The 26,136-nt window shown below is 36.6% G+C and carries 19 protein-coding genes; 13 read left to right on the top strand and 6 right to left on the bottom strand.

Going from position 1 to position 26,136, the window contains the following annotated elements; translation table 11 throughout:
• Positions 1–42 precede the first annotated feature (42 nt).
• Positions 43–2,871: a DNA polymerase I gene (polA, locus tag KORDIASMS9_RS08145; RefSeq protein ID WP_114902369.1), complete on the top strand. Its 2,829-nt coding sequence runs from the start codon at positions 43–45 to the stop codon at positions 2,869–2,871.
• A gap of 229 nt (positions 2,872–3,100) precedes the next feature.
• On the opposite strand, the gene KORDIASMS9_RS23830 is transcribed toward polA, so the two are convergent.
• The gene (locus KORDIASMS9_RS23830) at positions 3,101–4,453 is read right to left on the bottom strand and encodes a transposase (RefSeq protein ID WP_162819707.1); all 1,353 of its coding nucleotides are present in this window, start codon (positions 4,451–4,453) and stop codon (positions 3,101–3,103) included.
• A gap of 663 nt (positions 4,454–5,116) precedes the next feature.
• Positions 5,117–7,744, bottom strand: coding sequence for a DUF5916 domain-containing protein (locus tag KORDIASMS9_RS08135; RefSeq protein WP_114902368.1), 2,628 nt, complete (start codon positions 7,742–7,744; stop codon positions 5,117–5,119).
• Positions 7,745–7,927: 183 nt separating this feature from the next.
• Here KORDIASMS9_RS08135 and KORDIASMS9_RS08130 point away from each other — a divergent pair, with 183 nt between their 5' ends.
• The 6 genes from KORDIASMS9_RS08130 to KORDIASMS9_RS08105 all read left to right on the top strand — a co-directional run bounded on the left by KORDIASMS9_RS08130 (position 7,928) and on the right by KORDIASMS9_RS08105 (position 14,455).
• Positions 7,928–8,833 carry a nucleotidyltransferase domain-containing protein gene (locus KORDIASMS9_RS08130; RefSeq protein ID WP_114902367.1) on the top strand — a complete coding sequence of 302 codons (906 nt, stop codon included), beginning with the start codon at positions 7,928–7,930 and terminating at the stop codon, positions 8,831–8,833.
• Positions 8,826–10,289 carry a radical SAM protein gene (locus KORDIASMS9_RS08125; RefSeq protein WP_114902366.1) on the top strand — a complete coding sequence of 488 codons (1,464 nt, stop codon included), beginning with the start codon at positions 8,826–8,828 and terminating at the stop codon, positions 10,287–10,289. Before KORDIASMS9_RS08130 ends, KORDIASMS9_RS08125 begins: the two co-directional genes overlap by 8 nt.
• Entirely contained in the window at positions 10,282–11,067 is a 786-nt protein-coding gene (locus KORDIASMS9_RS08120) for a bifunctional 2-polyprenyl-6-hydroxyphenol methylase/3-demethylubiquinol 3-O-methyltransferase UbiG (RefSeq protein ID WP_114902365.1), read from the top strand. Before KORDIASMS9_RS08125 ends, KORDIASMS9_RS08120 begins: the two co-directional genes overlap by 8 nt.
• A gap of 121 nt (positions 11,068–11,188) precedes the next feature.
• Positions 11,189–12,574 carry a B12-binding domain-containing radical SAM protein gene (locus KORDIASMS9_RS08115; protein WP_114902364.1) on the top strand — a complete coding sequence of 462 codons (1,386 nt, stop codon included), beginning with the start codon at positions 11,189–11,191 and terminating at the stop codon, positions 12,572–12,574.
• Positions 12,571–13,320, top strand: coding sequence for a bifunctional 2-polyprenyl-6-hydroxyphenol methylase/3-demethylubiquinol 3-O-methyltransferase UbiG (locus KORDIASMS9_RS08110; protein ID WP_114902363.1), 750 nt, complete (start codon positions 12,571–12,573; stop codon positions 13,318–13,320). Before KORDIASMS9_RS08115 ends, KORDIASMS9_RS08110 begins: the two co-directional genes overlap by 4 nt.
• Before the next feature lie 28 nt (positions 13,321–13,348).
• Positions 13,349–14,455: a GDSL-type esterase/lipase family protein gene (locus tag KORDIASMS9_RS08105; protein ID WP_114902362.1), complete on the top strand. Its 1,107-nt coding sequence runs from the start codon at positions 13,349–13,351 to the stop codon at positions 14,453–14,455.
• A gap of 371 nt (positions 14,456–14,826) precedes the next feature.
• On the opposite strand, the gene KORDIASMS9_RS08100 is transcribed toward KORDIASMS9_RS08105, so the two are convergent.
• Entirely contained in the window at positions 14,827–16,245 is a 1,419-nt protein-coding gene (locus KORDIASMS9_RS08100) for a B12-binding domain-containing radical SAM protein (RefSeq protein WP_240321158.1), read from the bottom strand.
• Between the two features lie 29 nt (positions 16,246–16,274).
• The gene (locus tag KORDIASMS9_RS08095; protein WP_114902360.1) at positions 16,275–17,015 is read right to left on the bottom strand and encodes a glycosyltransferase family 2 protein; all 741 of its coding nucleotides are present in this window, start codon (positions 17,013–17,015) and stop codon (positions 16,275–16,277) included.
• Positions 17,016–17,174: 159 nt separating this feature from the next.
• Between KORDIASMS9_RS08095 and KORDIASMS9_RS08090 the strand changes: the two genes are divergently transcribed.
• Positions 17,175–18,542: a glycosyltransferase family 39 protein gene (locus tag KORDIASMS9_RS08090; RefSeq protein ID WP_114902359.1), complete on the top strand. Its 1,368-nt coding sequence runs from the start codon at positions 17,175–17,177 to the stop codon at positions 18,540–18,542.
• 12 nt (positions 18,543–18,554) lie between these two features.
• On the opposite strand, the gene KORDIASMS9_RS08085 is transcribed toward KORDIASMS9_RS08090, so the two are convergent.
• Positions 18,555–19,460: a DUF3472 domain-containing protein gene (locus tag KORDIASMS9_RS08085; RefSeq protein WP_162819825.1), complete on the bottom strand. Its 906-nt coding sequence runs from the start codon at positions 19,458–19,460 to the stop codon at positions 18,555–18,557.
• A 152-nt stretch (positions 19,461–19,612) separates the two neighbouring features.
• On the opposite strand from KORDIASMS9_RS08085, the gene KORDIASMS9_RS08080 reads away from it, so the two are divergent.
• The 5 genes from KORDIASMS9_RS08080 to KORDIASMS9_RS08060 all read left to right on the top strand — a co-directional run bounded on the left by KORDIASMS9_RS08080 (position 19,613) and on the right by KORDIASMS9_RS08060 (position 24,882).
• Positions 19,613–20,590, top strand: coding sequence for a polysaccharide deacetylase family protein (locus KORDIASMS9_RS08080; protein WP_162819824.1), 978 nt, complete (start codon positions 19,613–19,615; stop codon positions 20,588–20,590).
• A gap of 3 nt (positions 20,591–20,593) precedes the next feature.
• Complete coding sequence (locus KORDIASMS9_RS08075; protein WP_114902356.1) at positions 20,594–21,523, top strand: GNAT family N-acetyltransferase; 930 nt, start codon at positions 20,594–20,596, stop codon at positions 21,521–21,523.
• Complete coding sequence (locus tag KORDIASMS9_RS08070) at positions 21,524–22,384, top strand: FkbM family methyltransferase (RefSeq protein ID WP_114902355.1); 861 nt, start codon at positions 21,524–21,526, stop codon at positions 22,382–22,384.
• A 316-nt stretch (positions 22,385–22,700) separates the two neighbouring features.
• On the top strand, positions 22,701–23,750 hold the full coding sequence (locus KORDIASMS9_RS08065; RefSeq protein ID WP_162819823.1) for a glycosyltransferase: 1,050 nt from the start codon (positions 22,701–22,703) through the stop codon (positions 23,748–23,750).
• Positions 23,743–24,882 carry a lipopolysaccharide biosynthesis protein gene (locus tag KORDIASMS9_RS08060; RefSeq protein ID WP_114902353.1) on the top strand — a complete coding sequence of 380 codons (1,140 nt, stop codon included), beginning with the start codon at positions 23,743–23,745 and terminating at the stop codon, positions 24,880–24,882. Before KORDIASMS9_RS08065 ends, KORDIASMS9_RS08060 begins: the two co-directional genes overlap by 8 nt.
• Before the next feature lie 328 nt (positions 24,883–25,210).
• Here the strand turns inward: KORDIASMS9_RS08060 and KORDIASMS9_RS08050 are convergent, their stop codons facing one another.
• A complete protein-coding gene (locus KORDIASMS9_RS08050; protein WP_240321157.1) occupies positions 25,211–26,107 on the bottom strand; it encodes a 2OG-Fe(II) oxygenase in 897 nt (298 codons plus the stop codon).
• Between the last annotated feature and the right edge of the window lie 29 nt (positions 26,108–26,136).

Raw genomic sequence — 26,136 nt, 5'->3', positions numbered from 1 at the left:
AGTAATATTCTTAAATTTGAATTTCCATCAAATTTTCGATTCATGGCAGACCAAAAACGACTTTTTTTACTCGATGCATACGCGCTTATTTTTAGAGGATATTATGCTTTTATAAAAAATCCTAGAATCAACTCGAAAGGGTTTGACACTTCCGCAATTTTGGGTTTTACAAACTCTTTGTTAGACGTGATTAAACGCGAACGACCAGATCATTTGGCAGTTTGTTTTGATCGTGGTGGAAGTGTAGACCGTGTGGAAGTGTTTCCAGAATACAAAGCAAATCGACAAGAAACACCAGAACCCATCTCGCTTGCCATTCCGTATATAGAAAAGATTCTGAAAGCCATGCACATTCCAATTATTGTAAAAACTGGATATGAAGCTGATGACATAATTGGAACACTTTCTAAAAAGGCGGAAAAAGAAGGCTATCAAACATTTATGGTCACGCCAGATAAAGATTTTGCGCAGCTAGTCTCAGAAAATATTTTTATGTATCGTCCGCGATTTGGTGGTGGTTATGAAACGTGGGGAATTCCCGAAGTACAAGAAAAATTTGGAGTAGAACGCCCAGAACAAGTAATTGACTTTTTAGGAATGATGGGCGATGCTGTGGATAATATTCCTGGATTGCCTGGCGTTGGAGAAAAAACCGCCAAAAAGTTTTTAGCCGCGTATGGAAGTATGGAAGGTTTGTTAGAAAACACACACGAGCTGAAAGGAAAGATGAAGGAGAAAGTGGAAGCCAATGCCGAACTAGGATTGCTTTCCAAGCAACTGGCAACCATCATGTTGGATGTTCCCGTAGAATTTCACGAAGAAAATTTTGAAATGTGTGATCCTGATTTGGACGCCGTCAAAGAAATTTTTAATGAATTGGAATTCCGTCGTTTACTAGATAACTTAATCAAAACATTTGCATCGCCAAAAGAAAATTCTGCGGAAGCAAACACAACGACTTCAAAAACGACCAAAAAAGCAGCTCCAAACGGACAGTTTGACTTATTCGCAACACCAGGAAGCGGAAATACCAGCGAGGAAACAACTGCATCTGGCTATCAAACCATACAAAACACCGATCATTTTTATCAATTAGCCAACACGCCAATGTCGCGAAAAATGTTGCTTCAAAAGTTGCTAAAACAGCAAAGTGTGTGTTTTGATACCGAAACTACAGGTTTAAAAGCACTCGAGGTAGAATTGGTAGGTGTAGCATTTTCATGGGAAAAAGGCAAAGGATATTATGTGGCTTTTCCAGAAGATCAAGCAGAAACTAAAGAAATTTTAGAAGAATTCCGTCCATTTTTTGAAAGTACTACGATTGAAAAAGTAGGACAGAATTTAAAATACGACATCAAAGTCTTGTCTAACTACAACATGCCTGTAAAAGGGAAGCTTTTCGACACGATGATTGCGCATTATTTGATCAATCCAGACATGCGTCATAACATGGACGTGTTGTCGGAAACCTATTTGAATTACCAACCGCTTTCTATTGTGGAATTGATTGGAAAGAAAGGGAAAAATCAATTGTCGATGCGCGAAGTTCCACTCGACCAACAAACAGAATATGCAGTAGAAGATGCAGACATTACATATCAGTTGAAGGAACATTTTATCAAAGAATTGGAAAGCGGACATTTGACAAAATTATTCACGGATGTAGAAATTCCATTGGTCAGTGTACTTTCGGCGATGGAAATTGAAGGAATCAATCTCGATCCTGACTTTTTAGGTGGATTATCCAAAGACTTAGCCATAGATATTGAGCGTTTGGAAAAAGGAATTTATGAGCTCGCAGGTGAAGAATTCAATATTGGTTCACCAAAGCAGCTCGGTCCAATTTTGTTTGATAAATTGAAGTTGGTAGACAAACCCAAAAAGACCAAAACAGGACAATATTCTACGGCGGAAGATGTACTTTCTTATTTAGCAAAAGATCATCAAATTGTGGCAGATATTTTGGAGTGGCGACAATACAGAAAGCTACAAAGCACGTATGTAGATGCCTTGCCAAATGAAATCAATCCGAAAACAAAAAGAGTCCATACTGTATATGCACAAGCGGTTGCGGCTACGGGAAGATTGAGCTCTAACAATCCGAATTTACAAAACATTCCAATCCGAACAGAACGCGGACGCCAAGTGCGAAAAGCGTTTGTGCCAAGAGATGAAAATTACGTATTACTCGCTGCCGATTATTCTCAGATTGAATTGCGAATTATTGCGGCGTTAAGTGAAGAAGACACCATGATTCAATCGTTTAAAGATGGTGCAGATATTCACGCTTCTACAGCTTCAAGAGTCTTCAATGTTGCTTTAGAAGATGTTACTCGCGAACAACGAAGCAATGCCAAAACCGTCAACTTCGGAATCATTTATGGAGTTTCTGCGTTTGGATTGAGCAACCAAACCTCTTTATCACGAAGTGAATCCAAAGAATTGATTGATACGTACTATGAAACCTATCCAAAATTAAAAGCATACATGGCAAATCAAGTAGCGTTTGCTCGTGAAAATGGTTATGTAGAAACCGTTTTAGGAAGACGTCGTTATCTAAAAGATATCAATTCGAGAAATGCGATTGTACGCGGTGCCGCAGAACGAAACGCGGTAAATGCTCCAATTCAAGGAAGTGCCGCAGATATTATAAAACTTGCCATGATTAATATTTACAATCGTTTTGAAGCGGAAGGTTTCCAATCGAAAATGCTCTTGCAAGTACACGATGAATTGGTGTTTGATGCACACAAAGACGAGTTAGAAACCATCAAAACTATCATCAAAGAAGAAATGGAAAAAGCCTTTAAACTCGCTGTACCTTTAGACGTAGAAATTGGTATTGGACAAAACTGGTTAGAAGCGCATTAGGCAATTTATGATTGATGATTTTGGATGTACGATTTGTTTGATTCTGTTCAAGGAGGAAGGCGCATTCAGAAAATAGCTCACTTAAAGCTAGCTAAAACATAAAAATCCAAGATTTGATCTATTTCATTTCTTGGATTTTCATTTTAAATCGTTTTTAGGTTCTTTTTGGTTGATTTTGTTAACGACAAGACATACCTATTCCATAGTTTTGGTAAGCTATTTTAAAATTTTATGCTGCTATTTGTTGGTTTTTGCAGATTCTTCTACCGATTTCTAAAGCATTAGCGGTATGTATGCCAAAGAATATCCACAAGGTTTCCGTGGGCTTTGTTTTGGCTTTTATTTTTTTGAGAAGGTAATGCTCTTTTTCTTTTCCAAAACTACCTTCCAATCGTGTAGCTCTTTCTTTTGTGATTAGGCGCTTAAGTTTTTGCTCCTCTTTATAGTCTTTAGGCGGCTTCCCTTTTCTTTTAAAGTCAGTTTTGATCTGATGCTTTGTGATAAATTTTCTATTCTTATTAGTGGCATATATGGCATCTGCCCCAATAATCTTGGTTTTTCTATGGGTAAGTTGTTGTGCTTTGTAGATGGTGGCTTGCAGTCGTGTTCCCTCATTAAAAGCATTAAAACTTAGGTGTTCTATAAAACTAATTCCATCGATCTGTAGTTTATTGACTTTTGCTCCAAATTCTACAGGCTTGATTTCTTTTCCTCTAACAATAGGTCTCAGGTAATCTTTTGCAATACTTACAATACGGTCTTTAATCTTTTCACCTGTTCTAAAGTGCTGTTCTTGTTGGAGGTAGGCTTTTTTGATGGTGGCTACTCTGCGATAGTATTGTACACTTGCTTGCAAGTTGTACTTTTTACGTAAGTGAGCTTCAAAGTCGATAAACTTCTTTAATAACAATAAAAGTGCCCGTGTCAGTGATTTTCGTTTGGACTTGGACTTACGACGCATCTTGCTAAAGCCATGATAACGTAGTTTCCATTTCAAGTATTTACTGCGTATCATTTTTACCCCTACTACTTTAGCATTTTTGCGGAGTTGATTGTACATCCAATGAACAGCTTCCCATAGTAGCTTTTGATTGGTAGGATATCGCAGTTCACTCTCATAACAAGTAGCATCCACAGTGACTTGATCAGGATTCTCTATATAACCAGACCAGTTTACGTATAGACACTTTTCCAAGACTTCAATATCCAAACAGCCCGCTAACTCACATCGTATTTGACTCACGATTTTAGAATTTGTCAACCGATTAAAACCTAAAGAAATGTCACAAAAAAACTGATAGTCAACATTACTGTTAAGTTGTTCTAAAAGACGTTTATCGCTACAACAAGCATAATGTTTTAAAAACATTAAAGCTAGACGACCTTTAGGACTGAAAAGCATATTCCTACCTAGTTTGTGTTCCTTAATATTAAAAGTGGCTACCAAATCGTCCCAAGGAATGGCTGTATAAATCTTACCTAAATCACTTTGCAAAAAACGCTCATAAAACAGCGTGTAATTTTCAGATATCGAAAAAAGAGATAAACGGGTTTGTAAATCAGAAATTCTTTGTATTTTCATGGCTAGAGAAAAAAGAAAACCCCGTTTTTGAACCATATCGGTCATTTTCGGGGTTTTATGTTTCTTTAATTTACAAAGAAATATTAGTATTTAAAAGGCTTTACGTATTTTCTGAATGCGCCGAGGAAGAATGACGAAGGAATCTTTTCTGTACTTAGTAAACCGTCACTTCGAGTGAATTTGTGCAACAAATTTGTATCGAGAAGTGCTTTGAAATTCGTAGCTATTCTCGATACTATTTTCTATAGAAAACCACTCGATTAGACGTTTTGGGTTCTTTTCCTTTGCAACAATAAGATATCACTTTAAGAAAATTATAGGGGAAAAGAAAAGCGAACCGAAGTTCGCTTAAAAGTTAACATCCAATAAAGGTATCATAACAAGCAGTCTCATATGGGTACTGAGGTTCAGGACCATCACATTGACATTCGAATCCTCCTTTTATTATAGATTGCTCCTTTTTATTCAATAATTGAACTCCTTCGAGTTTTAAAATGTTGTTTATCATAATGTGAATTTTTTGGTTAATTATTTAAGATAACGTAAAGAATTATAAACCAAATACGGTTTTACCTTACTTAACTTAACATTAAGACAGTAGATTTCTAAACACCAAGCAAAGCGAGTAAACTTATAAACCCATAAACTCATAAACAGCAAGCATCAAAGCACAAACCGATACGTAAACTTCATCAAGAAGATGTTTTCAGGTTGTTGTCCTAAGATTTGATTGTCTAAACTTTGCAATACATGATCGCGCGTGTTTCCAAAACCTGTGGTTCCTTGCGACCACACTAAGAAGAGTTCAGAACCTGGAATGTATTCCCAACGCAACACCAAATTGGAACGAAATTGCACAAAAGCAAAATCAGGATTTCCGATAGAATAGTTCACATTGCCGTCTGCATCTTCGTCAATTATGTACGAATCGGAAGCAGCATCAAAGGTAATTTCATTGGGTTGATATTGATAGAAACGATCGTTTAAATTGTCGGCAATAGAATTGGTCACATATTTTAAATCTTTGTAACGCCCGACAGACACAAACGGTTCGCCGTAATACTGAATGGACAAATTCGGATTGATCGTATAATTGAAACGAATGGCCGCACTCAAGGTCTGATTGTCAATATCACCTAAAATATACCGTGCTTCTCCATTGTTATCAACTTCTGTCACATACTGCGTTTTGTTAGGATTGCTATTATATCGCGGACTGATGGAAATTCGCATCGCATTGGTCGGTTGATACGTAACATCGCCACTGACTTCAAAAAAGGTAAAATTATTTTGCTTTGCACGCGAATACACCATTCCCCAACTTGTACGCAGCTTTTTACGTTCGTCGGTTCCAAAAAAAGCATACCCAAAGTTTTCAGCCGAATATCGCCAACGCGGTCCACCACGCAAAAAAGTATTGATAAAAATTCGAGGTTTGTGCGCACCGCCAAAATCAATCCACCAGTTGTTTAAAAAGCGTAAATTTCCATTGACCTCATATTGAATTCGATTGTAGTTTCCTTCAAAATCATAAGTGGTAAACTGTGAAAATCGCCCTGAAATTCTTCTAAAGTTTCCAAAAGATTTAGTGGTTTGGTAGCGAACGTTTGCATACTGACGAATTTCATCTGCCTGACGTAAAAATCCAACATCATTCAATTCCAATTCTGGCGAACGCCAAATAACACCAGTATCAAAACGCCAGGTTCCGCTTCCTGCTTTTCCAAATTCTAATTTTCCTCCTGTTCCCGTAAGTGAAGTTCGGTTTGGATCTACGTTTACATGACCTGCATCTACTCGCTGAAACAAATGCGTCAACGAATTTTGTGTGGCTGCAATCGCTTCTTTGCTTCCTTGCACATGACTTGTTACAAAATTTCCTGTTGCATAATAGGTTCGGTCTTTCCAATTGTGCGTAAAGTCCAATCCGCCTGTATACGCAGCTCTGTGCAAAAAATTCAAATTATCTTCTAATCGGCGATTGGTCGCAGTGAAAATTCCACCAATAAATGTATTTCGATCATTAAAATCTTTCTGCAAGCGACCGACAAAATAGTTTGTCAACGGTTCTACGAGTTCTCTTCTGCGCGTTCCATTATTGTCAATTTCAGCAAATTCTCTTCCTGTCACACTTTCCAAAACTCCAATTGACCAACCATTTTTGGTTTTTCCACTAAATTTTGCCGCACCAATAATGGTAGAATTTTGTGGCTGATCTACAAATTCTTGCGAAGCTGTATTTGGGAAACCTTGCGGATTTCGCCCAATGCGTCGTGAATAAAACACGTTGTCTTGTCCGTTGGCAAATTGATAATCAAATATATTTTTATTCTCTACAAAAAATGGTCGTTGTTCACGGAAGAAAATCTGAAAACCATCCAACGCAATTGCCGCAGGATCGGCTTCCACTTGCCCAAAATCAGGATTGATGGTAAAGTCCAACGTTAAATCATTAGTAACTCCAATTTTCCCGTCCAATCCACCATTTAACGTAAAATCGTCACCATCGCGAAACGGATTTCCATTTTCTTCAGGATACGTATCAAATTGTGTCACGACGTAAGGTTGAATTTCAAGTTGTTTCTGTGGAATGATATTTTTCAAACCGTGCAATTCACCAAATTCACTTACCCAACCTGGCGCATCTAATGGAATTCGTTGCCACGTAGAACGTTCTTCTTTTCTAAAAAAACGACGCTGCACTTGCAATCCCCAAATTTGCTCTTCACTTTTTCCAAAGCGCAATTGACTGAACGGAATTTTCATTTCAGCCGTCCAACCTTCGCTGTCAACATTTGTTTTTGTGTACCAAATTGGATTCCAACTTCCATCCCAATTGTTCCCGTTATTTGAGATAAACTCATCTCCTTTTACACCTGCGGCAGTAACTGTAAACGAAAAACCCGAACGCAAATCGTGATAACTATCAATGTTAATTTCTACCCAATCGCCATCAAAACCATCACGGCGCGACAACCGTTTTACAATTTGATCAGGATCTTTGTCAATAGCGCGTACAGCAATGTATAAAAACTTTGCGTCGTACATAATTTTGAACTTCGTTTGCTCGGTTGGCGGTGTATTTTCGTCGGGGCGATTTTCAATAAAATCACTTGCCCATTCCACTGAATTCCAGCTTTCATCATCGAGCAAACCATCAATTTTGGGTGCTTCTCCTTGTACGCTGCCTGTGGTATAAATTCGTTTGGAAATCGTCGTAGATTTTTCTTGTGAAATTCCTAAAAAGGGAACGCACAAAAACCCTATATACAACAATAGGAAAGATTTCATAAGTCGTTTTTTGATTGATTGATTGTTATAAAAGTAGTAAACCTTGCAAAATAACGTCAAAAATTAGTTAAAAATTAACACTTATTAAGAAATACAATAAATAATAAACAATAACAGTTTTATTGTTTATACCCACATAAAGAAGTTTATTTTTGAGTACATTTGATTTGAAAACAAAAAAAAGTGACTGCCTTACAAACCATATTATATTTTTCCCTTTTTAAGTATCCGTTGACAAGAACTGAAATTTTTCAGTTTTCTCAAAATACGAGTCAAAAGGAAATTGATAGCGAAATTGATTTGCTATTGAAAAAAGGCATCATTTTTAATTTTGATGGTTTTTATATTGACGTGAACAATCCTGATCGTATAGAACGCCGCTTGAAAGGAAATGAAATGGCGCGAAACATTATGCCAAAAGCAATAAAAGTTTCTAGAAAAATAGCCAAGTTTCCGTTTGTAAAAAGTGTGTTTTTATCAGGTGCATTGTCTAAAGGATATTACGATGACGAAGGCGATTTTGACTTTTTTATCATTACCAAACCGAATCGTTTGTGGATCGCTCGCACATTGCTTGTGTTGTATAAAAAAGTGTTTTTGCTAAATTCGAAAAAGTACTTTTGTGTGAATTATTTCATCAGTACAGATCAATTGGAAATTTCGGAACAAAATTTATTTACAGCGACTGAAATTGCCACACTGATTCCGTTATATGGAAAAGATACTTTTGAAGATTTCATAGCAGCAAATTCTTGGGCAACACCTTATTTTCCTAATAAACCTACTGCGAAAACAAGCACGATTAGAGAGACCGAAAAAGGGAGTTTTTCTAAGTTGCTTCAACGTGTTTTTAATGGTGCTGTTGGATTAAAATTAGATCATTATTTACAGAAATTGACCATGAAAAAGTGGATGAAAAAGTTTAAGCATTTGGCACAAGAAGATTTTGACATTGCGATGAAATCTACCAGACATGTCTCCAAACATCATCCACAAAACTATCAAAACAAAGTTACGACACGTTTGAGAGAACGTTATAATGAAGTTGTAGAACAATACGATTTGAAATACCCAAAAAAACATGCTTGATATTGTTTTTTCACATTCCTATTATTACAAGTTTGATGTGAAACAATGGAAAAATCAAACGCCATATCCGCCACTCGGAACCTTGTATGCGGCTTCGTATTTACGTGAAAACGGATACGCCGTTGGTGTGTTTGACGCGAATTTGTTAGACGATCCAACCACCATTCAACCGTATTTAGAAGAACACAAACCTAACATATTTGTTTTATACGATGATGGCTTTAATTATCTGACAAAAATGTGCTTAACTACTATGCGTGAAGCTGCTTTTGAAATGATTAAAATTGCCAAAAATTTAGATTGTCACATTATTGTGTGCAGTTCAGATTCTACCGATCATTATGAAAAGTATTTGGCGGCGGGCGCAGATTTCGTGATACAAGGAGAAGGTGAAATTTCGTTGAAAGAATTGGTAGATGCCTTGTCCAATAATGAAGATGCTTCTCAGATTAAAGGATTGGTTTTCGAAAAAGATGGCGAAATCATCAAAAATCCAAAACATCCAGTATTGCGCAATTTAGACGAATTGCCCATGCCTGCTTGGGATTTGATTGATATTGAACCGTATCGCGAAATTTGGGAATCGGGCGGCAATGAATTTACACTGAACATGGCAACCACACGCGGTTGTCCGTTTAAATGCAATTGGTGTGCAAAACCGATTTACGGAAATCGTTACAATTCGCATTCGCCTGAATACATCACCAAACACATTAAATATTTAAAAGAAAAGTACGATGTTACACGTTTTTGGATGTGTGATGATATTTTTGGTTTAAAACCAAATTGGGTTCAAAATTTCAACAAAGAACTCAAAAAAGAAAACCTTTCCATTGCGTATTACATACAAAGTCGCGTAGATTTATTATTGAAAGAAGACACCATTGAAGCCTTGGCAGAAAGCGGATTGGAAGAAGTTTGGGTGGGCGCAGAAAGTGGCTCGCAAGCTATTTTGGATGCGATGGACAAAGAAACAAAAGTGGAACAAATTTATGAAGCTACGCGTTTGTTGAAAGAAAAAAATGTACGTGTTGCCTTCTTTATTCAGTTTGGCTATTTGGAAGAAACCAAAGAAGACATTCAAAAAACAATAAACATGATTAAAGAACTGGTTCCAGATAATATTGGTGTGTCGGTTTCATATCCGTTGCCAGGCACTAAATTTTACGATAAAGTCAAAGATGACTTGCAATTAAAAGCCAACTGGACAGATTCTGACGACTTGGCAATGCTATTTAAAGGAACGTACAACACACAATTTTACCGGAAATTACAACGCTACGTTCACAAAGAATTTCGCAAAAGTCAAGCCTTGCAAAACTTTAAAAAGTTCTTTAAAAACCCGTTTTCAATTTCCAAAGCGGAATTGCGTTCCATGGTTTTATATGGATATTATGTGCCTTCTGCTTTTATAGATAAGTTGCAACTTAAAAATATGGAAAACACCAATGCATAGTGATTTTGATGTAGCCGCACCACAGTATGACGATATTTTCACGTATTCCAACATTGGAAAAGCGCAACGAAAATTAGTCTTCAAATATATACATCCGATTATTCAACAGGATAAAAAACTTTCTATTTTAGAGTTGAATTGCGGAACTGGCGCAGATGCGATTGAATTTGCAAAACGAGGTCATGATGTCATTGCCACAGATATTTCCGCAGGAATGATTGAAGTTGCCAATGCAAAATCGCATCCAGAAAATGTACAATTCAACGTGCAAGACATCAATACGTTAACGGCGGAAACTTTCAACAAAAAGTTCGATTTTATTTTTTCAGATTTTGGTGGAATTAATTGCTTGTCATACGAACAATTGCAAACATTTTTCAAAACGGCGAACGATCTACTACTTCCCAACGGAAAAATAGCGATTGTACTCATGCCAAAAAATTGTTTGTGGGAACGCTTCTATTTTACCTTAAAAGGTGATAAAAAGAAAGCTAATCGAAGAAATACCACCGAAAGTATTGTAGCGAACGTAGATGGTGTTGGTGTAAACACTTGGTACTACAATCCACAAGACGTTTCTGCGGCAGCGAACACATTTTTCACTACAAAAAAAGTAAAACCGATTGGCGTCACCATTCCGCCTTCGTATTTAGAGCAATCGTTTGTGGCAAAGTTCCCAATACTCAACATTTTCAAAGGTTTAGACTCCGTTTTAACGGCTGCCTCTTTGGCGAAATATGCCGATCATTTTTTGATTATTTTGGAGAAAAAAAATTAATTACTTAGTATACTTTCTAAATAAGCATATAGTCATATCTAAAATTTCACAAGTCAGCAAAACATCTTTATATTTACGAAAACAAATTGACGAATCAACAAAAAAAAGAGCGTAAGCGACCATGAGCATCCTTCTCACACATACATACTATCTTTTTGAAGATGAGAAAGAACAAAGCATCATGCGTCCGTATGCGCCGTTGGGATTGCTGTATATTTCTTCGTATTTGAATGAACATAAGGTCGAAAATCATGTGTATGATTCTACGTTTTATTCAAAACAAGATCAGTTGCGTTTTATTGAAGAGAAACAACCAAAAGTGATTGCGATTTACACAAATTTGTTGACGAAAATCAACGTGATTGAATTGGTAAAATTGCTAAAAACAGAAGCAATCTATGGTTTTCCAAAGATTATTTTGGGCGGTCCAGACATTACGTATAATTGTGAAAACTACCTCAATACAGGCGCCGATTTTTTAATTATTGGCGAAGGCGAACAAACGACTTTAGAACTCTATCAAGCCATTATAAACGACACAAATACGAGTGAAATTCACGGAATTGCATACTTAGAAAATGGGGAAGTTGCAAAAACGCCTGCGCGCATGCGCATGAAAAGTTTGAAAGAACTGCCATTGCCAAACCGAGCTGCGATTCCTGTAGAGAAATACTTGAACGCCTGGAAAACACATCATGGACAAAGTTCCATGACGGTGAGTACGCAGCGTGGTTGTCCGTATACCTGCAAATGGTGTAGCACAGCGGTGTATGGACAAAGTTACCGCAGACGTCCGCCAGATATGGTCGCTGCCGAATTGAAAATGCTCAAAGAAACCTACAATCCTGATGGAATTTGGTTTGTGGACGATGTATTTACGGTAAGTCACAAATGGCTTGAACTTTTTCATGAAGAAGTGATCAAGCAAGATGCCATTATTCCGTTTGAATGCATTACACGTGCCGAACGTTTGAACGATCATGTGTTGCAATTGTTAAAAGAAGCTGGTTGTTTCCGAATATGGATTGGTGCCGAAAGTGGTTCGCAAAAAATCATTGACGCCATGGATCGTCGTGTGGATGTGGATGTGGTAAAAACGGCGATTCAAAAAACCAATGCCTTGGGAATGGAAAGTGGCACATTTATCATGGTGGGTTATCCTGGCGAAGACGAACAAGACATCAACGAAACGATTGACTATTTAAAAGCGGCAAATCCGACACATTTTACGATTACGGTTGCGTATCCGATCAAAGGAACATCGTTATACAATGAAATTGAAGACAAAATAACTGTACAACCAGAATGGGATACTTCCACAGATAGACAAATTGATTTTAAACGTACGTATTCGCGGAAATTTTACGATTTTGCTGTGCGCAGAATTGTCAATGAAGTCAATTATAATAAAGAAATCCTCAAAGGAAAAGACAAAAGTTTGCTGGCATCTGTTAAGCTTAAAACCAAGTCTTTACTTGCTCAAACTGCCATGAAACTATACAAATGAAGCTAGATTTTAGTCGAATTACGCAACAACAAGACGTCTATTATTTAACACCTGAAGACGCTGGTTTTTCTAAATCCTATCTTGCCGTGCGCGAAAAAGAAAAGCGTATTCTAACTGATGCAGAAGTTCGAAAATTACCGTATGTAGCTCGTGATGAATGGCCGTTTCGCGTGAAATCTACAGAACGTTTTTTGACACATATAGCCGAAGAAAATGATCCCATGAATATTTTGACTATTGGTTGTGGAAATGGTTGGTTTTCGAATAAAATTGCTGAAGTTGACACTAAACATGAAGTCATAGGTTTGGATGTAAATCGTGAAGAATTGGAACAAGCTGCGCGTGTTTTCAAGAGAAAGAATCTGAGATTTGTATATGCTGATATTTTCAAAGTTTCTGAATACTTTCAACGGAAATTTGATATCATTACGCTCAACGGAGCTATTCAATATTTTGAAGATTTTGAAGGTTTAATTTATCTACTGGCTACATTTTTAGCGATTGGTGGAGAAATTCATATTATTGATAGTCCTTTTTACAAAACAGAAGAAATTGAAGCAGCCAAAGAACGTACTAAAGCCTATTATACGGCTCTTGGTGTTCCCGAAATGATAGAAAATTATCATCATCACAATGAAAAGCTAGTACAGAATTTTGATGTTTGGTATCGCTATAAAAAGAATATCTTGCATAAAATTTTAGGTAAAAAAGACTCGCCATTTTCTTGGTATGTATTAAATGGGTAAGACGAATAAATAATATAAAAACATCAACATGAAGCTTTTTTCAAAACGATTCCTTAAAAAACTAGCCTTCTCAGGAATAGCAACACTTGTCTTATTGATTATTGCGGAAATCATATTGTCATTATTGGAAGTTGTTCCGAGTAATTATTATGTAAATACGCCAAATTCAAGTTTTACGTGGGAAATTAATAAAGATGAAATTATTGGCATTCAACAAGATTCAGAAGTTTCTTTTGATGGTTTGGGTGCGCGTTCTATTTCCGATTATGAAAATGCTTCACATAAAATGATTGTGTTGGGCGGAAGTACCGCAGCATGTTTTGCACTTACGCAAGAAAAAGCGTGGCCCGCATTGACCGAAAAAAAGTTGGGCAATCAGTATTGGGTTGGAAATTTTGGACGCCCTGGAAATAATAGCAATCATCATGTATTGCAGTTGGCGCAGCTTCTTGAAAAACCTGCTTTAAAAGACACAAAAACTGTGTTGGTGATGCAAGGTGTGAATGATTTGGTTGCGTATTTAATTTCGAAAGATCGCTATTTGCATTTACCAGAATTGCACCTAAAAAAGTTTGCGTTTCAGCATGTTCCTGACGATCATTTGCCATGGTATAAGCAACTCACTTTATACAAATTGGCTGGACGTGCTAAAGCAAATATTGCCTTCTATTTTAACCACAAAGACCATTTAACAAAAACAGTTTTAGACATCAGAGCGTTAAAAAAGCAATCTAAAATTATAGAAGAGTTGCCTGATTTAACAGCAGGTTTGGCGCGTTATGAAGAAAATATCAAAACGATGATTCAACTGGCAAAATCGAAAAATATACGCTTAGTTTTTGTTACGCAAGCTACGATGTGGAAGCCAAATTTAGAACCACAATACGAGGAATTGATGATTACGAGTGGATTTGAAAACAACGAAGCTTTTTACAGCACAACAGCGTTGTATGGCGGAATGGAATTGTTTAACCAACGTTTAAAAACCGTTTGTGCACAACAGAATGTTCCGTGTATTGACTTGCAACTTCCAAAAACCACAGAATCTTTTTACGACGATTTCCACTTTAATGAATCTGGTGCAGAATTGACTTCAGAGCAGATTGCTGGGAAATTGAAGAGGCTATTTATGTAATAATTGGTTAATGTAGGAATTTGAAAAAGCCTTTTTATCAAGCAGATTTCGATACAAAATTCTTTCAGAATTTCACTCAATCTGACGTTTAGTGTTTCAAGTTCAAATGTAACTTCAAGCCGTCTCTTCGAGTGGTTTTTCGCAATGTTTTACATTGAGCGTATTCGAAATGAAATGAAGAAAAATTATATCGAGAAGTACTTGGAAATACTAAAGTTGATTCTTGTCTCATTTAGACAATGTTGAATGACAGTTAGGAATTTATTGGCGCTTCAAACAAAAAGTAATTTTTAAAATAAACAGATTGCCACGTCGTAAACTCCTCGCAATGACGTTTCAAAAAAATAAACAATCTACAATCGTAAATCCTATTACGCCAATTGTTGTTTCTTAAAGAACGTATCTACAATTTTCTTCTCTACTGGCATGTTAAAGTATTCATGCTTCAAACGCCATCTAGCAATTAACTGCAACGGTTTGTAAATCCACTTTTGATTGGAATAGGCAAACTTCATGTAAAACTTAAACTTTTCAAAAAATGCATACTTTTCCTCGCTCACCCAAGGTCCTGACGATCCTACAAAATCAAAATCAGACCACTCGTGAACAGTTTCTGGAAGTTTGTATCCTTGTTTTACCACATTGTCTGTGATCGTCGTTCCTGGATACGGTTTAAAGTAAAAAATGGGCGTATGAAAGTTAGGGTGCATACTGTTTAAATCCAGCGCAACTTTGACGGTTTCTTGGATGCTTTCGTCCGTTTCTTCAGGGAAACCAACAATGAACGGAAATTGTACCGCAATGCCTAAATCTTTGCAACGTTCGGCACACATGTATACTTGTTCGACTTTGATATCTTTTTTCAACCAATTCATCATTTCTTGTGAACCAGATTCGACTCCGATAAGCAATCTTCGCAATCCGGATTTGGCACAGATTTTAAAATCTTCCACCGACATTCGTGAACCTTGATCGGCACGCATGGTTGCTGCCCAGGTAATGTTCAAGCCTTTTTCTATCAAACGCTCCGAAATTTCGATCACGCGATCACGATAGGTGAAATAGGTTTCATCTTGCAAATTCAAATCAGTAAATTGATATTTTTCGTGCAACGCTGCCAATTTGTTCACCATAATTTCAGGTGAAATTGCGGTCCATTTTCTATTATACACAAACGGATCAGCACAAAACGTACATCTAAAATAGCAACCTGTCGAAGAAATATAATCCAATTGTCTGCGTCCTTTCTTTTCAAAGTACTTCTCAACGTCAATCAGTTCGTAATTGATATCTGCAAAAGTGTCCATCGCTACTATAACACGTGGCGGATTCTTTATAATTTCGCCTTCGTCATTTCGGTAACAAATTCGTTTTACACCAGAAACATCTCCCGTAGTTGCATACGCTTCTACCAATTCCTTAAACGTATCTTCTCCTTGACCTTGCGCCGTTACATCAATACAAATTTCGTCTTTCAAGGTTTGTTTTGGAAATAAAGAAGTATGCCATCCGCCCCAAATAACAGGAATATCTTGGCGCATTTTTTTGACAGCTTGCGTTACAGACAAAGCATCTTTTATCGGTCTTCCCGTCAATACGGTAGTTCCAAAACACAAAGCTTCGTCAATATGTGACTGAATGGTTTCTAGCGGATTTTTGTCAATGCGACCATCCACAATAATGACTTCATACTTTTCAGGATCCAACACGGAACCAATCGCCAATAAGGCAAGTGGCATGTCAAAAAAGACGGCTATCGGATTGTAGAGTAAGATTTTATGCTTTTTCAAAATGGGCAATTTTTTTACTAATATAATGACTATTTGAATATTTGAAATGACTTTATTTTATTTTTATGCAAAAAATATTGAACAGACACTTTCAACACACCTACACCATAGGTTACACTTCGTTGAAAATTGATCGACGAGCTTTCGCTAGAATAAGTTGTCGGACAGGTAATTTCGGCAATTTCATAGCCTTTATTAAAGATTTGACACAGCATTTGGTTGTCAAAAATAAAATCATCCGAATTATGCGCTAACGCCAGTGAATTCAACACTTCTTTGGAAAAAGCACGGAATCCTGTGTGGTATTCAGATAATTTCTGATTAATCACAATATTTTGGAATAATGTTAGAAAACGATTCGCAATGTATTTATACATCGGCATGCCACCGCGCAATGCACCTTTTCCCAAAATTCGCGATCCCATTACCACAGGATACACGTCATTTGCTATTAAATACGCCATGGAATGAATTAACTTTGGCGTGTATTGATAATCGGGATGCAACATAACTACAATGTCGGCTCCTAACGATAATGCTTTCTTATAGCAACTTTTCTGATTGGCTCCATAGCCTTTATTTTGATCGTGAATCACTACGTGTTCAATACCTAACTCTTTGGCAACACGTAAGGTTTCGTCTGTACTATGATCGTCTACCAATACCACTTCGTCTACAATATCGAATGGAATTTCGCTGTAGGTTTTTTGCAAGGTTTCCGAAGCATTGTATGCCGGAAGAACAATAATAACTTTTTTGGAGTTGATCATGGTTTTGGCGTAATTGCGCAAAAAATAATCCTAATTTTTTACGATCGCCAATTTAACAACTATATTTAGATACGCAAAACAAAAACTATATTGAAACCTTCTAAATTAACAACTTTTTTTTACCAACACTTGACGCTTTTTTGCATTCCACTACTTTTCATGATTGTTTTGAGAATTGCAGGTTTTGATGGTTTGTATGGACAAGATTCCTATGAGTATTTGCGCTACGCGAACGCGATTCAAGAATATGTGACGGACGGCGTGCATCCTGGAAATTATTTTTGGCCAGTATTGTATCCTGTTTTGGGCGGTTTTTTAGGTTTTCTCTTTGGAAGTACCGCATTTGCACTTCAATTTATCAGTTGTTTGAGCTTTTCTGTTGCTTGTGTATATATTTTAAAAACGATTCGACTTTTATATCCAAACGCGCAGCATCGTTTTTTATATGTGCTGATTTTTGCCACTTTTTGTCCGTTTGTATTGAAGATGGGACTCATTGTAATGTCTGACGCATTGACTTTAGTTTTTGTCGTATTAGCGTTCTATTTTTTCTTTAAATCGTATCAAAAAAACACCAACCTCGCTCCTATTTTTATTTTTGCAACTTGTGCGTTGATGACGCGTTATGCTTCGTTATTTATCACGTTTCCCGTGATTGTGTATGCGTTGTATTTGGTGTGGAAACGAAAACAGTTTGTGCAACTTTTAATGGCAATTTTGGGAAGTTTCATAGTTTCCATTCCGTTTATCATTTTTCAATGGGGCGCATTGTTTGAAGCGACTTCGAATCCGTTTTTGCAAACGTGGTCGATACGTAATTTTTTCAAATCTAGTTTTACTACAGGAGATGGCACCACGCGTTATTCCTTTCCGAATTTGATCTACACCTTGTATGTGTTTTTTCATCCTGGATTTATCTTTTTGGGAAGTATTTTAAGTGTGATTGCGATCAGAAATTACAAATTGCTCTTAGTATTTCATCAAAAAATACTATTGATTTGTAGCGGATTGTACATTTTGTTTTTGGCAGGAATTCCATTTCAAAATCCGCGTATTATTGGCTTGGTATTTCCGTTAATTTTAATTTTGTTATTTCCCGCTTTTGTACGATTGATACAATTTAAGTACACAAGACAACTCTTTATTTCCATCGGAATCTTTTTTGTAGCCTTGCAAATATTCTTTTTCAGCATCACGTTCAAGCAGATTTTTGAACGAACTCGTATTGAAAAAGAATTGGCAACGATGATTCAACCGTATGAAGGCAAAACTTTGTATAGTTTTGATGTAGATTTGGCAATGAAAGGTCGCGGGTTGAATTTTGACTTTAAAAATATGTTTTTAGAACGTTATGAAAATTTTCAAAGGAACGACTTAATTTTGTTTGATCCTGCGCGTTATCAAACACAATGGAACGATAAAAATCCAATGTTGAACTGGGAATTCATCTCACAAAATTATCAACTGAAGGTGCTAGAAACACATTCGGAAGGCTGGAAATTGTATCAAATTCAGTCAAAAAAATAAATTAAAACAACATTAGTTATCTGGCATATCTTTTGGAGATTTAGGAATGTTTGATTTTTTTTGTTCATTTTTCTTTCCTCCAAGAAACACGGCAACTCCTTTAGCAAAGCCAAAATTATAGTTGAATGGAGTGACTATTGCGCCGTCATTTTCTGTTCCATTCGCACAAATATTACCCGAAGCTTTGGTGCTTCCTTTATAGGTAGAATAGGCACTATACGCACCTTTTCCTTTATAATTCACTGCTGGCGGCGTAAAACCTACTAGCGATAAAGGAACTTGGTCACATGGGCTAATGTTTAGTCCAAAAAATTCTACGAAATTGGAAATGGAATGTATATCAATTTTACTGTATTGTAGCGGAACTTTTATTTTTCCAATGAAGTGTTCTTTTAAAACGCCTTGTTCATTGGCTTCAATTAACCAGCCTCCCCACCATTGCCCATCTTTATCGGTATCAAGACGCCAAACTCTGTATCTGTAAAATTTAGTGGTATCTATATTGATACTTAATTCGCAAGTCTCTCCAATACCCTCACCATCAAATTTTCGACACTTTGCGCCTTTCGACGCTGTGGCGTTCCAAAGAGAAAATCGCACGTTTGTTGAACCGTTACTTTGTTCTTGCAACCCTAAATAACCTCCAACTCCACCACTATCAACCCAATCCCATTGTATCGGCCAAAAAGATGCAGAATTGGGAGTTGCAATCCACACTTGTTGGTCGACGTTCCAAACATCTTTTATGGTATCTTCAAAGTTCCAATGCACATATTGAGATGCCCATTTCTGCTGTTGCGCTATGGCATGATTCGAACTTAGGCAGCACAGTACGACTGTCAAGAAAAGTACATGTAATATCAATTTTGCAGATGATTTTTTTCCTGACTTTTGAAGATTCGATTTTGAAGATTTCATTTTTTTAATGTTTTGGATTCTGATTTTAAATATACAACATTGAATTATGATGCTTTCTAAATATTCTAAAAAAGATAAACAACTTCCAATGTTAAACTTATTTACAAAGGAAGTTTTATATTGCAATTAAAATACAAGAAACTATGCTTTGGATGCGTATCAAATATCGGCTAGGATTGCTGTACAAAACGGTTTTGTTCAAACTCGGTTTTGGCAAATTGCTATTGAAAGATCGTTATGGCGAACGCATTTTGGTGTATCACGGAATTGACGCCGTTGGCGAAACCAACTACAACAGTCGGTTTATTTCAAAAGCGTTTTTTGAGGAATTTATCAAGCATATTACCACACATTACAACGTAATTTCGCTGGATGATTTCTATGCAAAAAAATTCAAAAAAGGTACGCTCAATATTGCACTGACGTTTGATGATGGTTATTTGAATAATTACAAATACGCCATTCCAATTTTAGAAAAATACAAGGTTCCTGCGTGTTTTTATATTACGACGATTCATGAAAAAGCACCGTATTTGTGGGCAGATTTTCTTGATTTAGTTTCCTATCACACCAACAAAAAAGAAGTTGTTTTAGAGCGAAATCTCTATCATAAAAATGATCGGAATGAATTTATCTGGAATGGAATTTCCATGAAAAATGTCGCGAAAGCATTGCCATACGACGTTTTAAAAATGATCTATGACATCTTTAAAGACGATTGGAAAGCCTTGCCACCAAAGAAATACGAAGACTATTGGATGTTGATGAACGCGCAGCAAATCAAAGAAATTGCAGACAATCCGTTGTTTACTATCGGCGCGCACGGCGAAACACACGCAAGTTTGGTAGATATTCCGCTCGCAGAAGCCAAACAAGAAATTCTAAACAGTAAAAAACAGCTTGAAACCATTTGCAAACAACCAATTACTGAATTTGCATTTCCATTTGGGTATTACAATCAAGAAGTAGCAGACTATTGCAAAGAAGTCGGATTTGAACGTTTATTATTGGTAGATTACAATACTAAAAAAGATACAAAAAACGAAGCTTGGAAGAACCGATTTGTCATGAATCCGTACATATCCATGGAACAACAATTAGCCTGTTTATTAAAAGGTTCTTACTTTTAAAAAATGATCGCATACAAAGAAATATATCAACTCAAACGTGTGGACAACTCCGATTTTCCCGCGATCAAAGAACTCTTTTGGAAAGTCTTTAAAAAGAAGGTTTCGCTCAAGTATCTGCAAAACAAATACAATACGTCATATACAGGCGTCAATTATATTTGTAGCATTGCGTATTGCGATGATATTCCTGTGGCGTTTTATGGCGCGGTTCCTCAAAAATTCAAAACTCATACGGAGGAAATTTATGTAGCACATGCTTGCGATTCGTATACGTTGCCCAATCATCAACGAAAAGGCCTGCACAATGCGTTAGCAAAATTTGCGTATGAAATTATGAAAGCACACGACATGAAATATGTGTACGCATTTCATAGTGCAAATACCTATCGCAGCACCAAAAAACTAGGTTGGAAAGAACACGAACATTTGCAACGGTTTCATGTAAAAGTGAATACACTTCCTATTGGAAAAGTGTTGAATAAATTGCGTTGGACAAATCTGTATGATGTTTTTTTCAAGCAAAACGTTTCACAAGAAGCGATTGACAAACTGACTTCTGAACACACAGAAAAGTTTCGTATAAAGTTCAATAAAGATTTTATAGCGTATAAAAATAGTTTCAAAAGTCATTACTGTGTCGAAATTGAAGGTTGTGTATTTTGGTTGAAAATTCAAGCCATTATTCATGTCGGAATGTTCTATGCACCTTCTGCGGAAGCGTTCCAAAAAGCCATTAAAAAGTTGAAACGAAAGGCGTTTTTCTTAGGCATTACAGAATTGTTGTTTCAAGTCGATCAACATTCTGTCATGGCAACACAATTGCAAACGGTTACGGAACCGAAAGAATCTTGGCTGGTCGGATATTTAGATTTTGATCCCAAAATTGACTTAAAAGAATTTATATTTACCTATTCAGATTTAGACACCTTTTAGATGCAAATTCAGCTTAAAAATCATACGTTTCAGGTTGATCCTGGACAAAATAAACATTATTGGAGTTACATCAATTCCATAGATTGGGAACCACATACCTTTGCCATTTTTGACCAATTTGTCCATGCAGATTCTGTGGTCTTAGACATAGGTTCGTGGAGCGGTGTCTTAACACTCTACGCCGCAAAAATTGCCAAAGAAGTGCATGCACTCGATCCAGATCCTGTGTGTTTTCATGAGTTGAATGTGAATGTAAATTTGAATCCAGCTGTGGCTGATAAAATAAAAACGTATCAAACCGCAATTTCAGATACGCAGGAAACCGTTCGTTTGTCTGCACGTGAAACCTATGGCGCTTCGTCGAGTAGTATTTTAGAACGCAAGCGCGATACTGAAAATTCGTTGGAATTAAAGACAATTTCGTTAGTAGATTTTTTAGAAAACGAACACATTCAAACGGTAGATTTCATTAAAATGGACGTAGAAGGTGCCGAATTTCGAATTTTACCTACGATTGGAAAAGCATTAGAAAAAGTAAATTATCCAACATTATATGTATCTTTTCACTATAGCTTTTTGAATGAAAATTTATATCACAAACACATTCCGTCAAAATTTTTGAACAAGGTTTGTATGCGATTGGAAAATACCTTTGGATTTTCCATCTTTAAAAAGAAAATTCGCAAAGAAATCGCACATTTATTCGATGATGTAAAAGCATACACGTACATTTATAAAAGTGATGGCACTCGTATTTCTTTTGACGATTTAGCAAAAAAGCCCGAATTGATTCAGGAAACGGATTTGGTGTTTACCAATGTAGAATGGCGCACTTCGACGCCACTCAGTGTGCCAAAATAGTGAAACGTTGGTTCGAGTGTTTTATCGGAATGAAATGAAGATAAAATGTAATGAGAACACTTTAAGAATAAAAACTGTTCTCGATACAATTTTCTAACGAAAATCACTCGAACTGACGGTATGAAATTTCAAGACAGAGTAGTTTAGAAAATATATAGGTAAGCTATAAAAAATAATTCGTGTATTCGTGAAAAAAAATAGTACCTATTTTCAAAATCGTTTGCATTTGTCATAGAAATCGAGCTGACGTTTGGAAGAACATATAAAAGAGTTAAAAAATAAACAAAAAAGATTCCTGCCTACGCAGGAACTAAAGATGAAAAAAACTTATGAGCATATCGTATTTTTAACACCAGGTTTTGCGGAATCTGAAGCGGATTCTACGACGATTCCTGCCTTGCAAGTGTTTTTGAAAAGTATGCGAAAAGCATTGCCAAATGCAAGGTTGACCATCATTACATTTCAGTTTCCATTTAGCAAAAAAACCTACGATTGGCATGGTATGAAAGTGATTCCGTTAAACGGACAAAATAAACGTTGGCGAAAATTACGCACATGGCGAAAAGCTACTAAAACACTCAAAAAACTTCATAAAACGCAAAAAATTGATACGATTCATAGCTTTTGGATTGGCGAATGTGCGCGTATCGGACAAAAGTTTGCGGATAGATACAAACTGAATCATATCGTGACCGTGATGGGACAAGATGCAATAATCAAAAATTCGCATGGTGTGTATTTGAAAAATTCCGATACAAAACTCGTCACACTTTCCGAAAACCATCAACGCGCATTGCAAAGCAATTACCAACTGAATTCCACCATTATTCCGTGGCATTTGGACGTTTCGGAATTTCCAGCATTGCAAAAAAATACGATTGACATTTTAGGTGTTGGCTCACTGAATACGATCAAGAATTACGAAGACTTTATCGATGTCATTTCCGCCCTAGCGAACACACAAACAAACCTCAACGTTGTCATTATTGGCGATGGCGATTTGCGAGCTGCACTAGAAACGAAGATTCAAAAGTTACAATTAGAAAAAACGATTACACTACTTGGGCAGTTGCCTCGAACCGAGGTTTTGTCAACAATGGCGCAATCGAACATCTTATTGCACACAAGTAGCTATGAATCGTTCGGATTTGTATTTTTGGAAGCGTTGTATTCGGGAATGCATATTGTTTCATACAATGTCGGATTGGCAAAAGCGTCTCAAAATTGGCATGTGTGCGAAGACAAAATTGATTTGATTGACGCTTGTTCGGCAATACGTTCGCAAGAAGTTTTACCTAAAAAACGGGTTCTTTTAAGTGCTGAAACCGAAACCATTAACGCGTATTTATCTTTGTATCATGCGTAGATTGATCACCATAGGAATTAACACCATTCAAGGATTTTCCAGTCCTATTTTCAACTTTTTGATTGTCGTTTTTGGGATCAAAATCTTTGGGAAAACAGAATGGGCTAGTTTGATCAACGTGATGATTTGGGTATTTTTTATTTCGTTCATTTTTGGCTGGGGAAATCGCGATCATTTGTTGCGCACGTACAGTGAAAATCCGAGTAAAATGTATCACGCCTTTTTTAGAAATCTGTTTTCAAGAGCGCTATTACTGCCCTTTTCGGGAATTTTCTTTTTGTTTTTCCCACCTCAAATTGCAGTGTGGGCAATTGTGCTGATTGGCTTGCTTTTTCTCTACAATTCATTAAGCACATTGGTGATTTACCATCAAAAATTTGGCGCACAATTACTCGCAGAAGTCATTGGTTTTGCCTTAATTTTTGGAAGTGTTTTTTATGTGAATACATTTCAATTGGAAACCTTTTTACAAATCTATGTTGTGGCAACTTTCGTAAAATTAATCGTGCTAAGTTTACAATTGAAATTTTGGACCGCATCATTTTCTGCAAAAATATCACTCCAAGAATTTAAAGCTGGATTGCCCTTTTTTATTCTCGGACTTAGTGGCTGGTTGGCTTCCAAAATAGACATTTACGCAGTTGATTTTCACTTAGAAAAATCGCAATTGGCAGAATATCAATTATTGATTACCGCTTTTTTAATGTTACAAGCATTGGCAGCGTATATTACCATTCCGTTTACCAAACATATATATCGCGTTTCGGATGACGTAGTGCAACAAATAAAGTACAAACTTTACGCTGTGTCACTTCCATTGACGGTTGTCGGCGGATTTGCCATTTGGTTTGTCATGGAATATTTTGTGAAATTAGGTTTTGGTTACGAATATTATATTGTTGGTGGATTGATTGCCTTGCCTTGTTATTTTTACACATTGAACATTATGGAATTGATGAAAAATCACCAAGAACGCACCATCATTTATTTTAGCTTTTTTGCCTTCTTTGTGAATATTAGCTTGATTTTGTTATTGATTGAAACTTACGAAATTTTCGGTGTGTTATTGAGTGTTGCCATTACGCAATGGGTAGTATTGCTGACGTATAAGTTGTATTGGAGATTTTCTTAGGAAATGTTAGATTTTGAATGCTCAATTTTAAATATTTTGAACTTGGTTGTGGTCACGAGTTGTGAAAACCGTATGTTTACTACAAACGTCACTTTGAGTAGCGAATCTATAATTTATCAATTTGATAATGACGTTTCAAACACAACTACCACAACACCAAAGTTTCTAAAGTTGAACTTTTTGATAGAGAATTTAAAAACAATTGGCTTATTTTATAAAAAATATATTTGTTTAACGTAAAGACATGTAGAACATGTCTAAAATCTAGCAGCGGAGCGATCTAATATCTAATAGCGATAGCGGTCTAAAACGCTTCAGCAAGTCCAACTTACTTTTTCTTCCGCTGAAACAAATTCAGCACTTTACTAATGAAATCGTCATTGATCCCAAACGTTCCTTTTACCCAAGTATACGCAGCAATCATCTTTTTATCGAGCCAAATCCAAACCGCTCGAAAACCATCTCCCGGACGTGCGCGGTAATTGGTAGAACGTCTTTTAAACGAACCTGTTTTTTCTTCCGTAAAGTAATACAAGGCAATTGATTTTCGCGTCACATCTTCCGGACAAGTGATTGGGTCAGGAAAACCATGATACGAGTCTTCATCGGTGTTAAAAATGACAATTCGGTTGAAAATTGGAGAAATCTTCGCGGCACATTTCGACATGTCTTTTTCCCAAAGTTCCAACGCGCCACCATACGATTCGTCCCAGTTTTTGTTTAAATACACCAAGACATTCACGCGACGTCGCCACGTTTTTTTGTGTGGATGTACGGTAAAATCTGCATGAATATTCAAAAAACCACCTTTTTCACTTTGATGAATACCGCCACCTTCAATCGTCGTATCTGGCAATAAGTTTGAAATTCCCGTAAGCTTTTCCAAATATGTGATAAATTCAGGTGAATTCAATTCTTTAATAATTCCGTCGCGAATAAATTCGGGAATCAACTCTAGTTTGTTAAGTCCGTGTTTTTTCTCGTTGACGTGAATGTAATGAATCCAACCATCGTCTTTGATTTTCGGAAAGACTTCCAGTGCTTTTTCCGCCGCAGCGACTTCTAAAAAATCGTCCATCACAATGTGCGGATACGGCGACGCTTTTTGATAGTTTGTCGTATCAGTCGCTAATCGTGTGTTCCATTTTGAATACTCAAAAATCATGCGTAGGTTTTCATATTTGCGTGCTAAAAGTACAGAAAAAATTGAAGTATCAAAGCGCATTTTTGCATGCTTTTTTTATTTTTTGTTCT

Source organism: Kordia sp. SMS9 (assembly GCF_003352465.1).
GTDB lineage: Bacteria > Bacteroidota > Bacteroidia > Flavobacteriales > Flavobacteriaceae > Kordia.
The sequence above is the reverse complement of the archived record's forward strand: the minus strand, read 5'-3'. Positions and strand labels throughout refer to the sequence as shown.